Annotated in this window: 16 protein-coding genes and 2 riboswitches; of the genes, 9 read left to right on the forward strand and 7 right to left on the reverse strand. The window is 68.8% G+C overall.

What is annotated here, in order from left to right:
* Nucleotide 1: 1 nt before the first annotated feature.
* From cobW to dapB, 4 genes are all read right to left on the reverse strand, one after another.
* Nucleotides 2–1033: a cobalamin biosynthesis protein CobW gene (gene cobW / locus ACTJI6_RS01460; RefSeq protein WP_440797200.1), complete on the reverse strand. Its 1032-nt coding sequence runs from the start codon at nucleotides 1031–1033 to the stop codon at nucleotides 2–4.
* Nucleotides 1034–1384, reverse strand: a complete 351-nt coding sequence (locus tag ACTJI6_RS01465) for a DUF1636 domain-containing protein (RefSeq protein ID WP_126153969.1) — start codon at nucleotides 1382–1384, stop codon at nucleotides 1034–1036.
* Nucleotides 1385–1501: 117 nt separating this feature from the next.
* Nucleotides 1502–1706: riboswitch (cobalamin riboswitch) on the reverse strand.
* A 247-nt stretch (nucleotides 1707–1953) separates the two neighbouring features.
* Nucleotides 1954–2391: an HIT family protein gene (locus ACTJI6_RS01470; RefSeq protein ID WP_440797202.1), complete on the reverse strand. Its 438-nt coding sequence runs from the start codon at nucleotides 2389–2391 to the stop codon at nucleotides 1954–1956.
* A complete protein-coding gene (dapB, locus tag ACTJI6_RS01475; RefSeq protein WP_440797204.1) occupies nucleotides 2391–3227 on the reverse strand; it encodes a 4-hydroxy-tetrahydrodipicolinate reductase in 837 nt (278 codons plus the stop codon). The genes ACTJI6_RS01470 and dapB overlap by 1 nt, the downstream gene beginning before the upstream one ends.
* A gap of 77 nt (nucleotides 3228–3304) precedes the next feature.
* On the opposite strand from dapB, the gene rbfA reads away from it, so the two are divergent.
* From rbfA to truB, 3 genes are all read left to right on the forward strand, one after another.
* On the forward strand, nucleotides 3305–3721 hold the full coding sequence (rbfA, locus tag ACTJI6_RS01480) for a 30S ribosome-binding factor RbfA (RefSeq protein WP_126153966.1): 417 nt from the start codon (nucleotides 3305–3307) through the stop codon (nucleotides 3719–3721).
* On the forward strand, nucleotides 3711–4466 hold the full coding sequence (locus ACTJI6_RS01485) for a phosphodiester glycosidase family protein (protein WP_440797206.1): 756 nt from the start codon (nucleotides 3711–3713) through the stop codon (nucleotides 4464–4466). The genes rbfA and ACTJI6_RS01485 overlap by 11 nt, the downstream gene beginning before the upstream one ends.
* 66 nt (nucleotides 4467–4532) lie before the next feature.
* Entirely contained in the window at nucleotides 4533–5426 is an 894-nt protein-coding gene (gene truB, locus ACTJI6_RS01490; protein WP_440797208.1) for a tRNA pseudouridine(55) synthase TruB, read from the forward strand.
* 34 nt (nucleotides 5427–5460) lie between these two features.
* Here the strand turns inward: truB and thiQ are convergent, their stop codons facing one another.
* From thiQ to ACTJI6_RS01505, 3 genes are read right to left on the reverse strand one after another with little or no spacing between them, the layout of a single operon-like run.
* Nucleotides 5461–6153, reverse strand: coding sequence for a thiamine ABC transporter ATP-binding protein (gene thiQ / locus ACTJI6_RS01495; protein ID WP_440797210.1), 693 nt, complete (start codon nucleotides 6151–6153; stop codon nucleotides 5461–5463).
* Entirely contained in the window at nucleotides 6146–7693 is a 1548-nt protein-coding gene (locus ACTJI6_RS01500) for a thiamine/thiamine pyrophosphate ABC transporter permease ThiP (RefSeq protein ID WP_440797212.1), read from the reverse strand. The genes thiQ and ACTJI6_RS01500 overlap by 8 nt, the downstream gene beginning before the upstream one ends.
* Nucleotides 7669–8649, reverse strand: coding sequence for a thiamine ABC transporter substrate-binding protein (locus ACTJI6_RS01505; protein ID WP_440797214.1), 981 nt, complete (start codon nucleotides 8647–8649; stop codon nucleotides 7669–7671). The genes ACTJI6_RS01500 and ACTJI6_RS01505 overlap by 25 nt, the downstream gene beginning before the upstream one ends.
* A 31-nt stretch (nucleotides 8650–8680) precedes the next feature.
* Nucleotides 8681–8778, reverse strand: a riboswitch (TPP riboswitch).
* Between the two features lie 60 nt (nucleotides 8779–8838).
* On the opposite strand from ACTJI6_RS01505, the gene mutS reads away from it, so the two are divergent.
* The 6 genes from mutS (at nucleotide 8839) to pstB (ending at nucleotide 17189) form a co-directional block, all read left to right on the forward strand.
* Entirely contained in the window at nucleotides 8839–11475 is a 2637-nt protein-coding gene (gene mutS / locus ACTJI6_RS01510; RefSeq protein WP_440797334.1) for a DNA mismatch repair protein MutS, read from the forward strand.
* A complete protein-coding gene (gene aroC, locus ACTJI6_RS01515; RefSeq protein WP_440797216.1) occupies nucleotides 11472–12572 on the forward strand; it encodes a chorismate synthase in 1101 nt (366 codons plus the stop codon). The genes mutS and aroC overlap by 4 nt, the downstream gene beginning before the upstream one ends.
* 138 nt (nucleotides 12573–12710) lie before the next feature.
* On the forward strand, nucleotides 12711–13739 hold the full coding sequence (locus ACTJI6_RS01520; RefSeq protein WP_126153958.1) for a substrate-binding domain-containing protein: 1029 nt from the start codon (nucleotides 12711–12713) through the stop codon (nucleotides 13737–13739).
* A 68-nt stretch (nucleotides 13740–13807) separates the two neighbouring features.
* A complete protein-coding gene (gene pstC, locus ACTJI6_RS01525; RefSeq protein WP_440797218.1) occupies nucleotides 13808–15013 on the forward strand; it encodes a phosphate ABC transporter permease subunit PstC in 1206 nt (401 codons plus the stop codon).
* Nucleotides 15010–16368: a phosphate ABC transporter permease PstA gene (gene pstA / locus ACTJI6_RS01530; protein WP_440797220.1), complete on the forward strand. Its 1359-nt coding sequence runs from the start codon at nucleotides 15010–15012 to the stop codon at nucleotides 16366–16368. Before pstC ends, pstA begins: the two co-directional genes overlap by 4 nt.
* Before the next feature lie 23 nt (nucleotides 16369–16391).
* The gene (gene pstB / locus ACTJI6_RS01535; protein ID WP_440797222.1) at nucleotides 16392–17189 is read left to right on the forward strand and encodes a phosphate ABC transporter ATP-binding protein PstB; all 798 of its coding nucleotides are present in this window, start codon (nucleotides 16392–16394) and stop codon (nucleotides 17187–17189) included.
* The last annotated feature ends 16 nt before the right edge of the window (nucleotides 17190–17205 follow it).

Genomic DNA, 17205 nt, shown 5'->3' on the forward strand with positions numbered 1-17205 from the left:
GTCAGGAAAGCGCGGCTTCGATGGCGGCGCGGTCGATGTCGCCCTTTTCGGCGATCACCACCAGCCGTCCGCGCCGGGGCCGGTCGCCCCAGGGGCGGTCGAACTGATGGCGGACACGCGGCCCCACCGCCTGCACCAGCAGCCGCAGAGGCTTGCCCGAGACCGCGACATGGCCTTTGACGCGCAGGATGTTCCGGCGGCTGGCCAACGCCTGGATCCTGTCCGCCAGCGCGTCGGGATCGGCCTGTTCCGGCAGGTCAACGACGATGGTGTCGAAATCGTCATGGTCGTGATCCTCGGCCCCGTCATGGTGCGAGGGGCGGGCGTCCAACCCGTCCTCGGCCGCGGCACCCAGGCCCAGGACCACGCGGGCGTCGATGACGCCTTCGGCCAAAGGCAGCATGGGCAGCGGCCGGGGGGCCTCGGCCTCGATCGCCGCGCGGGCGCGGGCCAGGCCGTCCGGGCCGGCCAGGTCGGGCTTGGACAGCAGCACCAGGTCGGCGCAGGCGATCTGGTCCTCGAAGACCTCGGACAGCGGCGTCTCGTGATCGGCATCCGCGCCGTCGCCCGTATCGGCATTGCCGGGCCGGGCGGGATCGGGGGCGAAGCGGCCCGCCGCCACGGCCTCGGCGTCGGCCACCGCGATCACCCCGTCGATGGTGATGCGCGAACGCAGGTCGGGCCAGTCGAAGGTCTTCAACAGCGGCTTGGGCAGCGCCAGGCCGGATGTCTCGATGACGATGTGATCGGGGCGCGGGTCCATCGCCATCAGCCGCTGGATCGATGGGATGAATTCGTCGGCCACCGTGCAGCAGATGCAGCCGTTGGTCAGTTCGACGATATTCGCCTCGGGGCAATTGGCGTCGGCGCAGTCGCGGATCAGGTCGCCATCCACGCCCACGTCGCCGAATTCGTTGACCAGGACCGCCAGCCGCCGCCCGCCGGGATGTTGCAGCAGGTGCCGGATCAGCGTGGTCTTTCCGGCCCCCAGGAATCCGGTGACGATGGTGACGGGGGTTTTCTCAAGCGACATTCAGGCCTCCTGCGGCGGGATGCGGGCGATGGTGTTCTTGCGGATGACGGGGGGGCGGTCGCGCCAGGGCACCACGCCGTCGTCGGACGCGGCATAGGCGCGGATCATGGCGATCAGGTCGTCCAAGTCGCGGTCGGGATCCAGCGCGCCCTGGACATAGGTCCAGCGTCCCGCCCCGCGCAGCACCACGGCGCAGCCGCGCGCGCAGGCGGACAGGCATTCCTGCCGCCGATGGCCGATCCCGGCGGCGGCCAGGGCGTCGGACAGGCGACGGCCGTCGCGTTCGGCCTGGGGGTCGGCCCCCGGAAGGCGGCAGGTGGTGCAGACCACCAGTTCATATGTCTCAGCCACGGCCCCTCCGGCCAGATGCCTTGTGGCGGCGGGATGGACGGGCCAAAGGGTCGTCGGCCATGGGCCAGGACCATCCGGCACAGCGACATCACCCCGGTCGCGCGCGTTTCACGGCCCCTTCCGGGGCGGGTGCTGGCAGGTCTCCCGGCTTGCGGATGTCAGGGACTGGCCCTGGCGGCTGTCCTGCCTTCCCGGCTTGGGGGCCAGTGGCGGTGGACATCCTCTCCGGTCACGGTCGCGGGGGCGGCTGCGCTTGGGCCGGGTGGCCTGGCGCATTCCCTCTTCGCCTGCCACAGGCAGGAACCAGCACCGCCAGCCAAGCCACGAACCGTCCCCCAAGTCAAGCGAGGTCGCGGCGTTCCCGTTCGGCGTTGCGCGGCCCGGCTGGTAGAGCGCCGAACCAGGACCGAAACCGGCGGCCCCCGCCACGTCCCCGGCTGGTTGCGCGGCAACAACGGCTCGATGGCCGTCCAAGCCCAAATCCTGACGCCATTCTCCGTCCCCCCATGACAAGCATGGAGCGAATCAGAAGGGTGAACGTCGATCAATATCCTGATCGGGTTCGGGGCTTAGGCCCGCAACGCCGCCTTCAGGTCGCCGGCGATCCGCGCCATCTCCTCGGGCGGCAGTTGCGGCGGGGCGGTGAAGCCCTGGGGCCCCTCGCCCAGATAGGCCAGCGAGGTCACGTCATGGACATGGTGCATCGGCACGACATGGGCGTGGGCATGGGCGACATGGATGCCGGTATAAAGCATCGACACGCGCGGGACGCCATAGAGCCGCTTCATCGCGCGGGCCAGGCCCTGCGCGCAGGTTGTGATGCGGGTCGCGAGGTCGGGGGGCAGATCCTCGAACCAGACATGATGCGCCTTGGGAATCACAAGGGTGTGGCCCGGCCGCACCGGATACAGGTCCAGGAAGGCCAGGATATGGTCGTCCTCGTGCAGGACATGGGCAGGCAGGCCGCCCGCCGCGATCCGGCAGAACAGGCAATCTTCGCTGGCCATCAGTTCAGCCCCAGCACGTCCTGCATGTCGTATTCGCCCGGCCCCTTGTCCTGGCCCCAGATCGCCGCGCGGATGGCGCCGCGTGCGAAGATCGCCCGGTCGGTCGCCAGGTGGCGCAGCACGATCCGTTCGCCTTCGCCCGCGAAGATCACGTCATGCTCGCCCACCACGTCGCCGCCGCGGATGGCGGCGAAGCCGATGGATCCCGGCGCCCGCGCGCCGGTTATCCCTTCGCGCGCCGGCGTGCGCAGGTCGGCCAGCGTCTTGCCGCGCCCTTCGGCGGCGGCCTCTCCCAGCATCAGCGCGGTGCCCGAGGGCGCGTCGACCTTCATGCGGTGATGGGCCTCGACCACCTCGATGTCCCAGTCCTCGCCCAGGGCGGCGGCGACCTTGCGGGTCAGGCCGACCAGCAGGTTGACGCCCAGACTCATGTTGCCTGCGCGGATGATCGGCGCGTGGCGGGCGCAGGCCTTCAGGTAATCCAGATGCGCCTGTTCCAGCCCGGTTGTGCCGATCACATGCACCGCACGGGCCTGCGCGGTCAGTTCGGCGAATGCCACGGTCGCTGTGGGCGCGGTGAAATCGATCACCGCCTGCGCCTGCGCGATCACCGTCACCGCGTCGTCGCTGACCGCGACACCCAGGGGCGCGCCGCCCATGCATTCGCCCACATCTTGGCCGATCCAGGCATGGCCGGGCCGTTCCAGGGCGCCCGCCAGCCGCACCTCGGGGTTGTCCGCGATCAGCCGGATCAGCATCTGCCCCATCCGCCCGGATGCGCCGGTGACGACGATCCCCGGCAGGGCGGGCGCGTCGGTGTTCTGCAGATCGCTCATGGCGGGGCCTCCTTTCGCGGGGTTTGCCGCGTCATATCCCGTTGCGGCGCGGCCCGCGACCCCCTACATCGGGACATATGGCACAGAACCGTTTTTCCCATGGCCCCGGCCCCTCGCAGCGCCAGCTTCGCGTGGGCGAACTGATCCGCCGCACCCTGTCGGACGTGCTGTTGCGCGCCGACGTGCATGACCCGGATCTGAACCGCCATTCGATCACCGTGGGCGAGGTCCGCACCTCGCCCGACCTGAAGGTGGCCACCGCCTATGTGCTGCCACTCGGCGGCCACGATGCCGAGGACGCGCTGGCCGCCCTGCGCCGCAACGCGCCCGAACTGCGCCACCTGGTCGCCAAGGCGATGACGCTGAAATACGCGCCGCAGCTGCGCTTCCAGCTGGACGAGACCTTCGACCGCATGGACGACACCCGCCGCCTGTTCGCCGACGAACGCGTCCGCCGCGATGTGGAAGGCGGCGCGGACGACGATGCCGGTTGACCTGCGCCCCTTTGGGGTGGCGGTCGGGATGCTGCTGGCCTGGGCGATCCCGGCGGCGGCGGACGGCTGCGGGCGGATGACCCATGACGGCCAGGGCTATGTCGTCTGCGAGGTTTCCGCCGCGCAGGAGCCCGCCCTGCGCCTGTGGCAGGACGGGCAGGACGGCCAGCCGCTGCGCAATTTCGCCAATGTCCGCGCCACGCTGCGCCAGGGCGAGCGCCTGTCCTTCGCCATGAACGCGGGCATGTATCACGCCGATTATCGCCCCGTGGGCCTGCTGGTCATCGACGGGATCGAACTGCAACCCATCGTCACCGGGGAAAGCCGCGACAATTTCGGGATGCTGCCGAACGGCGTCTTCTGCACCGGCGGCGCGCGTCCCTTCCAGGTGATCGAAAGCCGCGCCTTTGCCGCCGCGCGCCCCGACTGCCGCCTTGCCACGCAATCCGGGCCGATGCTGGTCATCGACGGCGACCTGCACCCGCGCTTTCTGGTCGATTCCGACAGCCGCTATATCCGCAACGGCGTCGGCGTGTCGCCGGACGGTCAGACCGCGTGGTTCGCGATTTCCGACCGGGCCGTCACCTTCCATGAATTCGGGCGGCTGTTCCGCGACGGCCTGGGGGTGCGCGACGCGCTGTATTTCGACGGGTCGATCAGCAGGCTCTATGCGCCAAGGGTGAACCGGGCGGATTTCGGGCGCTCGCTGGGGCCGATCATCGGGCTGGTGGACGGCGCCGAGTGAACCGGGCCGGTTGACCTTGCGCGGTCGGCTGGCTATGCCGCCGCCTTCCGTTTGCAAGGGGATCCCATGGCACGCAAGAAGGGCCGCGACATCAATGGCTGGCTGATCGTGGACAAGCCCGCCGGGGTCGGATCGACCGCGGTGGTCGCCAAGGTCCGCTGGGCGCTGGATGCGAAGAAGGCGGGTCATGCGGGCACGCTGGACCCCGATGCGACAGGCGTCCTGGCCGTGGCCCTGGGCGAGGCGACCAAGACCGTCGCCACCATCACCGACGCGCTGAAATGCTATGACTTCACGGTCAACTGGGGGGCCGAGACGACGACCGACGACGCCTCGGGTCAGGTCGTGCGCCGGTCGGACGCCCGCCCCGATCGCGCCGCGATTCTGGCCGCGCTGCCCGCGTTCATCGGCGACATCATGCAGGTGCCGCCCGCCTTTTCCGCTGTCAAGGTCGATGGCGAGCGCGCCTATGACCTGGCGCGAGAGGGCGAGGATCTGGACTTGGCCGCCCGCCCCCTGTGGGTCGAAAGCCTGGACCTGCTGGAGTGCGACCAGGACAGCGCGCGATTCCAGATGGTCTGCGGCAAGGGCGGCTATGTCCGCTCCATCGCCCGCGACCTGGGGCGCGCGCTTGGCTGCCTGGGCCATGTGGCCCATCTGCGCCGCACCTGGTCCGGCCCGTTCGAGGTCGAGGGCGCGGTGCCCTTCGACAGGATCGACCGGGACGCGCAGGAGTGGCTGGACACGCAGCTTCTGCCGCTGGAAACGGCGCTGACCGACCTGCCGATGCTGCGCGCCACGCCCGAGGGCACGGTGCGGATCCGCAACGGCAATCCGGGACAGGTGACGGGCACGGCGGAATGGGGCGATCTGGTCTGGGTCGCGGATGCCAAGGGGCCGGTCTGCATCGGGCGGTATCAGGGCGGCACGGTCCAGCCGGAACGGGTGTTCAACCTGTAGATCGCTTTACAGGGCCTTCGCCACCTGCGGTCGTTCACCCCAGATAAGCCCTCAGCCCCGGCGGCGGGTTGTCCAGCAGCGGGCCGGTCGCGACCGGGGGATGGGCCACGCCGCCCTCGACCAGGATCGTCTGCGGGGCGAAGCGGCGTGCGTCGCCTGGATTATGCGTCACCATCAGCACCGTGGCCCTGGTCTGGTCGGCGATGCGCCCCAGCAGGGCCAGCATCTCGGCCTTCAATGCCGGGCCAAGGGCCGCGAAGGCCTCGTCCAGCAGTAGAACCGGGCGCGCCCGCAGCAGCACGCGGGCCAGGGCCACGCGGCTTTGCTGGCCGCCCGAGAGGTCGGCGGGGCGGCGACCCTCGGTCCCCTCCAGCCCGACCTCGGCCAGAACCTGCGCCACGCGGCAGCGCTGTGGTTCGGACAGGCGCAGGTCGGGGCGCAGGCCCAGGCCAACGTTCTGCGCCACCGTCAGATGCGGGAACAGGTTCTGGTCCTGGAACAGCATCGACACCGGGCGCCGCCCCGGAGGCAGGGCGGTGATGTCCTGCCCGTCCAGCCGGATCCGCCCGTGATCCGGCGCCAGGAACCCGCCGACCAGCGACAGCAGCGTGGATTTGCCGGACCCGGACGGGCCGATCACTGCAACCCGCGCGCCTTGGTCCACCGACAGATCGGCGGAAAGGGTAAAAGCGCCGCGCGTCACGCGGATGGCGTCGAATTCAAGCAAGGCGGCCCCCCTTGTCGAAGATCCAGAACAGGCCGAAGCTGATCGCCATCAGCAGCACCGCGCAAGCCGCCGCGTCGTCCATGCGATAGGAATTCATCAACTGGAACAGCTGCAAGGGAAGCGTCGGCCGGTCGGCGGCGAACAGTGTGATCACACCCAGGTCGCCCATCGCCAGCGCTGCCGCCAGCCCGCCCGCGAAGCCCAGCGGACGGGCAAGACGCGGCACCGTCAGCAGCCGCAGCCGTGCCAGCCCGCGCAGATCCAGCGAATCGGCCAGCCGCCCGTAATCGCCATGCAGTGTCCGCGCCGCCGGGATCAGCGCGCGCAGGCCGAAGGGCAGGGCCATGATCGCATTGACCCCGACCGTCACCGGCAGCGCCATCGCCTGCGGCGCGATCCACGGGCGCAGCAGGATGAACAGCCCGGTCCCCAGCACCAGGGGCGAGGCGATCAGCGGCAGCATTCCCGCCGTCTCGATCCAGCGCAGCCGTCCGCGCGCCAGCGACAAGGCCAGCAGCAGCGACAGGATCAGGGCCAGCAGGGCCGAGATCAGCGCCATCACGACCGACCGCAGCGTAGCCTCCCACACCTCGGGCGGCAGGGCGGGGATGCGGGGCAGCCCGCGCGCCGTGACCGCCGCCATCGGCCAGACCAGAAAGCCCGCCGCCGCTGTGATCACAAGCGCATCGCTCCATCGCCGCCAGCCGCCGGGCGCGGCGGGGCGGTGGGCCGCGTCCAGCCCTGCGCCGAACGCTGCCGGGATCGCGATCCAGCGGGCCAGACCCATCGCCGCCACGCAGAGGACGACCTGGATCAGCCCCAGGCTGGCCGCCCGGCCCAGATCGAAGTCGAAGCGGAAGGCCTGATAGATCGCCAGTTCCACCGTGGTCGCGCGCGGCCCTCCGCCAAGCGCCAGGGCCACGGTGAAGCTGGTCAGGCAGACCAGGAACACCGCCAGCCAGACGCCGGGCAGCACGGCCCGCAGCATCGGGCGTTCCAGATGCTGGGCCACGTCGCGGGGGCCGAAACCCAGGCCTTCGGCCAGGCGGAACCGTTCGGCCGGGATCGCCTGCCAGCCTTGCAGGATCAGCCGCACCGACAAGGGCAGGTTGAAGAAGACATGTGCCAGGATTACGCCCTGCCAGCCATAGATGCTGATCTCGGGCAGGCCCAGCAGGCGCAGGCCGTCGTTTACCGCGCCGCTGCGCCCGAAGACCGCGATCAGTCCCATGATCGCCACGATCACCGGCAGGATGAAGGGCGCGCCCAGCAGCGTGACCAGGATCCCCCGCCCCGGAAAGCGCCGCCGCGCCAGGGCGCGGGCAACCGGAATTGCGCAGAACGCCGACAGCGTAGCCGACAACGCGGCCTGCCAGATCGTGAACCAGACCGCGCGCCAGTCCCAGGGGCCAAGCCCGCCCAGCCCCTGCGCGGCCCAGGCCACAGCGGCCAGGGTGCCGCCGACCAGCAGGGCAAGGCCGGCGGCGGCGACGGCGCCCCCGACCTCGGGCGCGGTCAGCCCGCGAAGGCCCGCAGCCATTCGTCCAGCGCGGGACCGCGCGCGGCCTCTGCCTCGTCCTCGGTATAGAACAGGGTTTTGTCCGGGCGCGGCAGGTCGCGCATCACCTGCGGCCACTGGTCCTGCGGCAGCTTGGCGGGCAGCGACCAGTTGGCCAGCGGGATCATCGCCTGGAATTCCGGCGTCAGGATCCAGTCCATGAATCGCTGCGCCAGTTCCGGCTGGTCGGTGGTGCGGATCTGCGCGGCCAGTTCGGCCATGAAGTAATGACCCTCGGGGAAGATCGCGGCCTTCTTGGTCGTGTCGTTTTCCGAGGCGATGTGATAGGCGGGCGAGGTGGTATAGGACAGGACCATGTCGGCCTCTCCTTCCGTGAACATGCCATAGGATTCCGACCAGCCCTTGGTCACGGTCAGCACCTTGGGGGCCAGCTTGGCCCAGGCCTCGGGCGCGTCATCGCCGTAAACCGCCTTGACCCACAGCAGCAGCGCCAGCCCCGAGACCGAGGAGCGCGGATCCTGAATCACGATCTTCAGGTCGTCAGGCGCGTCCAGCAGGTCCGCGAAACTGGCGGGCGGGTTTTCCAGCCGGGTTTCGTCATAGATGAAGGCGGTCTCGCCCCAGTTGTAGGGCAGGAAGATCGGATCGGTCCATGCAACGGGCAGCGACAGGTCGGACGTGTCCTGCCCATGCGGCGCGAACAGGCCCGATGCGCGGGCGCGGGCGGTCACGTCGGTGTTCAGGCCGAAGACGATATCGGCCTCGGTCCGCTCGCCCTCCATCAGCACGCGCGACAGCTCGTCCCCGGTGACGAAGCGCAGGTCGCAGGCGCAGATCGCCTCGAACCCTTCCTCGATCTTCGGGCCGGGGCCCCATTCGCTGGTGATCGATTCGCCCGCATAGACGGTCAGGACGGGCTTGTCCTGGGCCATCGCCGGGGTCGCGGCCAGGGCGGCCAAAAGCAGGGGTATGCGCATCGCTGTCTCCTTTCCACAAGGGTTCCGAAAGAAAGGACAGCGTCACCTTCCCTCCGCCGGTGCTAGCCGGATCAGGTTCAACGGGTCCGCTTGCGCGTCTCAGCCAGGATGGCCCCCCGAGGTAGGGTTTGAATGTAGGGATTTCGCGCGCTCGCGCAAGCGGATAGAAACAGCGCCATGACGAAGGACATGACCGACCAGCCGACCCCGATGATGGCGCAATACCTGGCGATCCGGGACGCCAATCCCGGCGCGCTCTTGTTCTATCGGATGGGCGATTTCTACGAGATGTTCTTCGACGACGCGGTGGCGGCATCGGCCGCGCTGGACATCGCGCTGACGAAACGCGGCACGCATGGGGGCGAGCCGATCCCGATGTGCGGGGTTCCGGTCCATGCCGCCGAAAGCTATCTTCTGACGCTGATCCGCAAGGGGTTCCGCGTGGCCATCGCCGAGCAGATGGAGGATCCGGCCGAGGCGAAGAAGCGTGGCTCCAAGTCGGTCGTGGCCCGCGACGTGGTGCGCCTTGTCACCCCCGGCACCCTGACCGAGGAATCGCTGCTGGAGGCGCGGCGGCACAACTATCTCGCGGCGTTTGCCCAGGTGCGCGAGGAATGCGCGCTGGCCTGGGTGGATATTTCCACGGGCGCGTTCCAGGTGATGGACTGCCCGCTGCCGCGCCTGGCCCCGGAACTGGCGCGTCTGGCGCCGCGCGAGGTGCTGGCCTGCGACGGCTCGGGGCTGGACGATCTGGCGGCCGAGGCGGGGGCGGCGCTGACCGACCTGCACGCCTCCGCCTTCGACAGCGCGGCGGGGGCGCGGCGTCTGTGTTCGCTCTATGGCGTCGAAACGCTGGACGGGTTCGGCAGCTTCACCCGCGCGGAACTGTCGGCGATGGGTGCCATCGTCGATTATCTGGACCTGACGCAGAAGGGCAAACTGCCGCTGCTGCGCCCCCCGGTGCGGGAACGCGCGGGCGGCGCGATGCAGATCGACGCTGCGACCCGGCGCAATCTGGAACTGACGCAGGCGCTGTCCGGGGGGCGAGAGGGGTCGCTGCTGTCGGCCATCGACCGGACGGTGACGGCGCCGGGGGCGCGGCTGCTGGAGCGGCGCATCAGCGCGCCCAGCCGCGACCTGCCGCTGATCCATGCGCGGCAGGATGCGGTGGCGATGCTGGCCGACGATCCGCGCCTGATGGCGGATCTGCGGGCCGCGTTGGCGCGTGTTCCCGACATGGACCGGGCCTTGTCGCGTCTGGCGCTGGACCGGGGCGGGCCGCGCGATCTGGCGGCGATCCGGGCGGGGCTGTCGCAGGGCGCGGCGATTGCCGCGCGCCTGCCCGGCGATGCGGCGTCGGTTCTGGCGGATGCCGCGCGCGACCTGATCGGGCACGATGATCTGATCCGGCTGCTGGACGACGCGCTTGTGGCCGAACCGCCCTTGTTGGCGCGCGATGGCGGCTTCGTGGCGGCGGGCTATGACGACGACCTGGACCAGACCCGGCGGCTGCGCGACGAAGGCCGTGGGGTCATCGCCGGGATGCAGGCCGATTATGCCGCGCTGGCCGGGGTGCCCAGCCTGAAGATCAAGCATAACAACGTGCTGGGCTATTTCATCGAGACGACCACCACCCATGCGGAACGGATGATGGCCGCGCCGCTGAACGCGACCTTCATCCACCGCCAGACCACCGCCAACCAGATCCGCTTCACGACGGTGGATCTGTCGGAACTGGAAACCCGGATCCTCAATGCCCGCGACCGCGCCTTGGAGATCGAGCGGGGCATCTTCGACCGCCTGCGCGCGGCGGTGCTGGACCGTGCGCCGCAGATCGGCCAGGCGGCGCGTGCGCTGGCGGAAATCGACCTGGCCGCAGCCTTTGCCGACATTGCCACGGGCGAGGGCTGGACGCGGCCCGTCGTGGATGACAGCCGCGCCTTCGTGATCGAGGGGGGCCGCCATCCGGTCGTGGAACGCGCCTTGAAGCGCAAGGCTGAAAGCTTCGTCGCCAACGACTGCGCCCTGACCGAAGGGGATACCCCGGCGATCTGGCTGCTGACCGGGCCGAACATGGCCGGAAAATCCACCTTCCTGCGCCAGAACGCGCTGATCGCGGTCTTGGCGCAGGCGGGGGCCTTCGTGCCCGCCCGCCGCGCCCATATCGGGCTGGTCAGCCAGTTGTTCAGCCGCGTGGGCGCCGCCGACGATCTGGCGCGGGGCCGGTCCACCTTCATGGTGGAAATGGTCGAGACTGCCGCCATCCTGAACCAGGCCGATGACCGCGCTTTGGTGATCCTGGACGAGATCGGGCGCGGCACCGCCACCTGGGACGGGTTGTCCATCGCCTGGGCGGTGATGGAGCATCTGCACGAGGCGAACCGCTGCCGCGCGCTGTTCGCCACCCATTACCACGAGATGACGGCCCTGTCGGCCAAGCTGGACGGGGTGGACAACGCCACCGTCGCCGTGCGCGAATGGGAAGGTGAGGTGATCTTTCTCCACGAGGTCAGGAAGGGCGCCGCCGACCGCAGCTATGGTGTGCAGGTCGCGCGACTGGCGGGGTTGCCCGCATCCGTGGTGGATCGGGCACGGCAGGTTCTGGACGCGCTCGAATCCGGGGAACGAGAGGGCGCCGCCCGCCCCGCGGCGCTGATCGACGACCTGCCCTTGTTCCGCGCCGTGCCGCCCGCCCCTGCGCCCGCCAGGACCAAGGACAGCCCGCTGGACGCGCGGATGAAGGACATTCATCCCGACGCCCTGACCCCGCGCGAGGCGCTGGATCTGATCTATGAACTCAAGGCCCTGACCGGAGAGACCGCATGAGCTACAACACCTTCGGCCGCGAATTCCGGTTCACCACCTGGGGCGAAAGCCACGGCCCCGCGCTGGGCGCGACCGTCGATGGCGTCCCCCCCGGCGTGGCCCTGGACGAAGCGTTCATCCAAGCCTTCCTGGACCGCCGCCGCCCCGGCACCAGCAAGCACACGACGCAACGGCGCGAGGCCGATCAGGTCCGCATCCTGTCGGGCGTGTTCGAGGGCCGCACCACCGGCACGCCCGTGCAACTGATGATCGAGAACACCGACCAGCGGTCCAAGGATTACGGCGAGATCGCGCAAGCCTTCCGCCCCGGACATGCCGACATCACCTATCACCTGAAATACGGCCATCGCGATCATCGCGGCGGCGGGCGGTCCTCGGCGCGCGAAACGGCGGCGCGGGTCGCGGCGGGCGGCGTGGCCCAGGCGGTGCTGCGCGATCTGCTGCCCGGCCTGCGGATCACCGGATACATGGTGCAGATGGGCGCGCTGCATCTGGATCGGGCGAAATTCGACGCCCGCGCCATCGCGGAAAACCCGTTCTTCCTGCCCGACGCCACCGCCGTGGACCAGTGGTCCGATTACCTGGACACCATCCGCAAGGACCAGAACAGCGTCGGCGCCGCCATCGAGGTGCTGGTCGAGGGCTGCCCGCCCGGCCTGGGCGCGCCGGTCTATGCGAAATTCGACACCGACCTGGCCGCCGCGATGATGTCGATCAACGCCGTGAAGGGCGTCGAGATCGGCGAGGGAATGGCCGCCGCCGCCCTGACCGGCACCGCCAATGCCGACGAGATCCGCATGGGCAACGACGGGCCGATCTATCTGTCGAATCACGCGGGTGGCATCCTGGGGGGGATCAGCACCGGACAGCCGATCGTGGTGCGGTTCTCGGTCAAGCCGACCAGCTCCATCACCACGCCGCGCCGCACCATCGACCGTCAGGGGCGCGACATCGACCTGATCACCAAGGGCCGCCACGACCCCTGCGTGGGCATCCGCGCGGTACCCGTGGCCGAGGCCATGGCTGCCTGCGTGATTCTGGACCACCTGCTGATGGACCGCGCCCAGACCGGCGGCGCGCGCGGTCGGATCGGCTGATTGTCACAATTTCGGCGCGGAATCGCCATGAATCCGCGTCTTGTCACACGACTGTCATGTTTCTTTCGCACAAGCGTCACCTGTGGCGCTTAGGTCACGCACAGCCCCACTCTGGGCGTGAAGTAACAGGAGAGATCCATGTCCACCGTGAAATTCACCGTCTCGGCCCTGGCCGTGATCGCCGCCTCGGCCACTGCCGCTGCCGCCCGCGATCAGATCCAGGTGTCGGGGTCGTCCACCGTCCTGCCCTATTCCACCATCGTTGCCGAACTGTTCGGTGAGAACGCCGGCTTCCCGGTCCCGGTCGTGGAATCCGGCGGCACCGGCGGCGGCTTGCAGAAATTCTGCGAGGGCGTCGGCGAAAACACCGTCGACATCGCCAATGCCAGCCGCCCGATCCGCGACAAGGAACGCGAGACCTGCACCGCCAACGGCGTGACCGACATCATGGAAGTCCGCATCGGCTATGACGGGATCGTCTTCGCCAATTCCGCCAGCGGCCCGGATTTCGCCTATACCCCCGCCGACTGGTTCAACGCCCTGTCCGCCAAGGTGGTCAAGGACGGCCAGGTCGTCGACAACCCGAACACCACCTGGGACCAGGTGAACCCGGATCTGCCCCAGCAGGAAATCCTGGCCTTCATCCCCGGCACCAAGCACGGCACCCGTGAAGTCTTCGAGGAAAAGGTGATCGCGGCGGGCTGCGAGGAATCGGGCGCGCTGGAAGCCTTCAAGGCCTCGGGCATGGACGAGGACGCGGCCGAGGAAGCCTGCACCACGCTGCGCACCGACGGCAAGGCCGTGGACATCGACGGCGATTACACGGAAACGCTGGCCCGCATCGAAAGCTCGCCCAACGGCATCGGCGTGTTCGGCCTGTCCTTCTATGAAAACAACACTGACAAGCTGAAGGTCGGCACGATCAGCGGCGTCACGCCGTCGACCGAAAGCATCGCCTCGGGCGAATACCCGGTGTCGCGCCCGCTGTTCTTCTATGTGAAGAAGGCCCATATCGGCCAGATCGACGGCCTGAAGGACTTCGTGGAATTCTTCGTCTCGGACGAGGTGGCCGGTCCCGACGGCCCGCTGGCCGAATACGGCCTGGTGTCGGACCCGGAACTGGCCGCGACCCAGGAAGCCGTCGCCAACGAAACCACCATGCAATGACGCCCAGGCGGGCGGCGCGGGCGATCCGCGCCGCCCGTCCTTTCCGTTCCTCATGAAGGACCGCCCGAATGCCGCTGTCATGGGCCGTTTTCGCAAGTTTCCTGCTGGCCGCCGCCGGCTATGTCATTGGCCGCAGCCGCGCCTTCGCGACGGCCGGCCCGGATGTCCGCAAGCTGCACAGCCGTCCGACCTATCACGGCTACAGCGTCGCGCTGACCGCGCTGCTGCCGCCGCTGGCGGTGCTGGCCGTCGCCTCGATCCTGCGCATGGCCGGGGTGCTGTCCGATAGCGCCGGTCCGGTGGCCGGGCTGGTGGCGCTGGCCGCCGCCGTGGCCGGGCTGGCCTGGGGCGTGATGCGCGTCGGCCAGCAGTTCCAGGCCCGCAACGCGGTCGAACGTATGGTGCTGGGCCTGCTGATGCTGTGCTCGTTGATCGCCATCGTCACCACGGCGGGGATCGTGCTGTCGCTGGTCTTCGAGACCGGGCGCTTCTTCCAGCTTTACGACTGGAAAACCTTCTTCTTCGGCACCGAATGGACGCCGCGCTTCCAGGGCAATTCGCAACTGGGCATCGTGCCGCTGCTGTGGGGCACGCTGTATATCAGCTTCATCGCGCTGCTGGTTTCGGTCCCCATCGGCCTGTTCGCGGCGATCTACATGTCGGAATACGCCACCCGCCGGGTCCGCAGCATCGCCAAGCCCGCGATCGAGGTGCTGGCCGGGATCCCGACCATCGTCTATGGCCTGTTCGCCCTGATCACCGTGGGGCCGCTGCTGCGCGATTATTTCGCGCAACCGCTGGGCCTGGGCAATTCGGGATCGTCGGTGCTGACGGCGGGGCTGGTGATGGGCGTCATGCTGATCCCCTTCGTCAGTTCGCTGTCCGACGACATCATCAACGCCGTGCCGCAAAGCCTGCGCGACGGCGCCCTGGGCCTGGGGTCCACGCCGTCGGAAACCGTGCGCCAGGTGGTGCTGCCCGCGGCCCTTCCGGGCATCGTCGGGGCGGTCCTGCTGGCCGCGTCCCGCGCCATCGGCGAGACGATGATCGTGGTCCTGGGCGCCGGTGCCGCCGCGCAGATGAGCCTCAACCCGCTTGAGGCGATGACGACGATCACCGTCAAGATCGTCAGCCAGCTGACCGGCGACAGCGACTTCAACTCGCCCGAGACGCTGGTGGCCTTTGCCCTGGGTCTGACGCTGTTCGTCATCACCCTCGCCCTCAACGTGGTCGCGCTCTACATCGTGCGCAAATATCGCGAGCAGTACGAATGACCGACATGCCGCTTTCCCAGCCCGCCGCCGCGCCCGAGCGCCGCACCGGATCGCTGCTGGCCCAGGATGCCCGCACCCGCCGCCGCAATGCCGCCGAAAGCCGCTTCCGCGGATACGGGGTCGCCGCCATCGCCATCTCCATGCTGGCGCTTGTGGTGCTGCTGGCGACGATCCTTCGCGACGGGTCGGGCGCCTTCCGCCAGACCTACCTGAACATTCCCGTCACCCTGGACGCCGCCGTCCTGGATCCCCAGGGCAACCGCAACCCTGACGAGATGGCCAAGGTCCTGACCCTGTCCTATGGCCGGGTGCTGGACGCGGCGGTCGAGGCGACAGTCGCTCGCCACGGCATCCAGATCGAGGGGCTGACCGAAAAGGACATCGACAGCCTGATTTCCAAGGAGGCCTCGGCCCAGGTCCGCGACCGGGTGCTGGCCGATCCCGACCTGGTCGGCCAGACCGTCGAATTTGACGTGCTGGTGGGGGGCCGCATCGACGGCTTCTTCAAGGGCCGCGTCACCATGGACAGCGCCGCGCGCGACAGCAACACCTCGCCCCAGCAATTGCAGCTGGCGCAGGAACTGGCCGACCGGGGCGAGATGGTCACCCGTTTCAACTGGAACTTCCTGACCAATGCCGATGCCTCGGACCAGCGTCCCGAAGCCGCCGGCGTGGGCGTCGCCATCCTGGGATCGTTCTACATGATGCTGGTGGTGCTGGTGCTGGCAGTGCCGATCGGCGTCTCTGCCAGCATCTATCTTGAGGAATTCGCCCCCAAGAACCGCCTGACCGACATCATCGAGGTCAATATCTCGAACCTGGCGGCGGTGCCCTCCATCGTCTTCGGGATCCTGGGTCTGGCCGCCTTCATCAACTTCGTCGGCCTGCCGCAATCGGCGCCCATCGTCGGCGGTCTGGTGCTGACGCTGATGACGCTGCCCACGATCATCATCTCGACCCGTGCGGCGCTGAAGGCGGTGCCGCCGTCGATCCGCGACGCGGCCCTTGGCGTCGGCGCGTCGAAGATGCAGTCGGTGTTTCACCACGTCCTGCCGTTGGCGATGCCCGGCATCCTGACCGGCACGATCATCGGCCTGGCCCAGGCCTTGGGCGAAACCGCGCCCCTGCTGCTGATCGGCATGGTCGCCTTCGTGCGCAACTTCCCCGATGGGCTGCCGGGCGGGCTGATGGATCCCGCATCCGCCCTGCCGGTGCAGGTCTACAACTGGACGCAGCGGTCGGATCCGGCCTTCATCGAACGGGCATCGGGGGCGATCATCGTGCTGCTGATCTTCCTGCTGTGCATGAACCTGCTTGCCATCTGGCTGCGCCGCAAGTTCGAACGCCGCTGGTAATCGGACCGAGAGAGGACATTATGATGTACGACATAAACCGCGCGGAGAACGCCGTGACCCAGACAGACATCAAGATCTCGGCCCGCAAGGTCCAGGTCTATTACGGTGAAAAGCACGCGCTGAAGGATGTCGACGTGGACATCCAGGACAAGACCGTGACTGCCTTCATCGGCCCGTCGGGCTGCGGCAAATCGACCTTCCTGCGCTGCATCAACCGCATGAACGACACGATCCCCATCGCGCGGGTCGAGGGGCGGATCCTGCTGGACGGCGAGGATGTCTATGACCGCCGCGTCGATCCCGTGCAGCTGCGCGCCAAGGTCGGCATGGTGTTCCAGAAGCCGAACCCGTTCCCCAAGTCGATCTATGACAACGTGGCCTACGGCCCGCGCATCCACGGGCTGTCGCGCAACCGTGCGGAACTGGACGCCATCGTCGAAAAGGCCCTGCGCGGCGCCGCCCTGTGGAACGAGGTCAAGGACCGCCTGCACGAACCCGGCACCGGCCTGTCCGGCGGCCAGCAGCAGCGCCTGTGCATCGCCCGCGCCGTCGCCACCAGCCCCGAGGTTCTGCTGATGGACGAGCCGTGTTCGGCCCTTGACCCCATCGCCACCGCCCAGGTCGAGGAGCTGATCGAGGAACTGCGCAGCCAGTTTTCCGTGGTGATCGTCACCCACTCGATGCAGCAGGCCGCCCGCGTCAGCCAGAAGACCGCCTTCTTCCACCTGGGCAGCCTGGTCGAATACGGCGATACCGACGACATCTTCACCAAGCCGCAGGACAGCCGGACCGAGGCCTATATCTCGGGCCGGATCGGCTGAGGCAACAGAAGGGCAG

The sequence above is a fragment of the Paracoccus sp. 22332 genome, from assembly GCF_052045125.1.
GTDB classification, from domain to species: Bacteria; Pseudomonadota; Alphaproteobacteria; order Rhodobacterales; family Rhodobacteraceae; genus Paracoccus; species Paracoccus haematequi_A.